Annotated in this window: 1 protein-coding gene; it reads left to right on the top strand. The window is 70.1% G+C overall.

Going from position 1 to position 1,066, the window contains the following annotated elements; all coding sequences use genetic code 11:
- Nucleotides 1-132 precede the first annotated feature (132 nt).
- Nucleotides 133-990, top strand: coding sequence for a hypothetical protein (locus IV113_RS16710; RefSeq protein ID WP_291087175.1), 858 nt, complete (start codon nucleotides 133-135; stop codon nucleotides 988-990).
- Nucleotides 991-1,066 lie beyond the last annotated feature (76 nt).

Raw genomic sequence — 1,066 nt, 5'->3', positions numbered from 1 at the left:
CGCGTGGACAGCGCCATGGCAACCTGCAGCAGCTGCTGACGCACACCGTTACACAAAGGGTCGGTGGGCGTTAACCCCATCCGCGGTGCTCGTTCGTTTCAACAGGCTCCATCCACTCTTCCCGGAGCCCGCATGAAACCCTCTCCTACCCTGCGCACGACGCTGGCGCTTGCCGCCCTGCTCGCGGCAGCCCTGCCCGCCCTCGCCGTGGGCCGCCTCGCCGACATCCAGGTGGTGGACCGCGACAGCGGCGAGACGCTCACCGTCCACCGCCACCAGGGTGAGCACTGGGTCGCCGGGCGGCCCGGCGCGCGCTATGCGGTTTCGGTGCGCAATGCCACGGCGGGCCGTGTGCTCGGCGTGATCTCGGTCGATGGGGTGAACGTGATCTCGGGTGAGACGGCCGCCTGGCAACAGGCCGGCTACGTGCTCTCGCCGTGGCAACAGCACGCCATCACCGGCTGGCGCAAGAGCGACGCCGAGGTGGCGGCCTTTCACTTCACCGCGTCCAGCGCGTCGTATGCAGAGCGCACCGGCCGCCCGGCCCACGTGGGCGTGATCGGCGTGGCCGTGTTCCGCGAGAAGCCCCTGCCTCCACCACCGCCTGCGGTGATGCCCTGGCCACAGCAGCGCGAGCTGGGTGGCGCCGCCGAGAGCCGCTCGTCCGCCACGGGTGCTGCGGACACGTCGAAGGCCGAGGCAGACAGCGAAGCCCCGCGCGAGCGCGCCGAGTCGCTTGCCTCGCGCCGCATGGCACCCGCCGCACCCGCACCGCGGCTGGGCACGGGCCATGGTGAACGCGAGGCATCGCACATCAGCCACACCACGTTCGAGCGGCGCGGCGAACGGCCCGACGAACTCATCCGCATCCGCTACGACAGCCGAGAGAACCTCATCGCCATGGGCATCATTCCCACACAGGTGGTGCCGCCACGGCCGAATCCGTTTCCTGGCGCAGTGCAACCCGGTTACGCACCCGACCCCAGTTGAGGATGCGCCCAACATAATCGCGGGCATGACCGACGAGGCCGTGCCCGCCGACGAAACGCTGATGCAGGCCTTTGCC

Origin of the sequence: Hydrogenophaga sp. (assembly GCF_018780385.1) — a bacterium.
Lineage (GTDB): Bacteria > Pseudomonadota > Gammaproteobacteria > Burkholderiales > Burkholderiaceae_C > Hydrogenophaga.
The sequence above is the reverse complement of the archived record's forward strand: the minus strand, read 5'-3'. Positions and strand labels throughout refer to the sequence as shown.

Bases quoted from the DNA above. Each gene is read 5' to 3' on its own strand.
- IV113_RS16710 (WP_291087175.1), top strand. From the start codon at position 133: ATGAAACCCTCTCCTACCCTGCGCACGACGCTGGCGCTTGCCGCCCTG.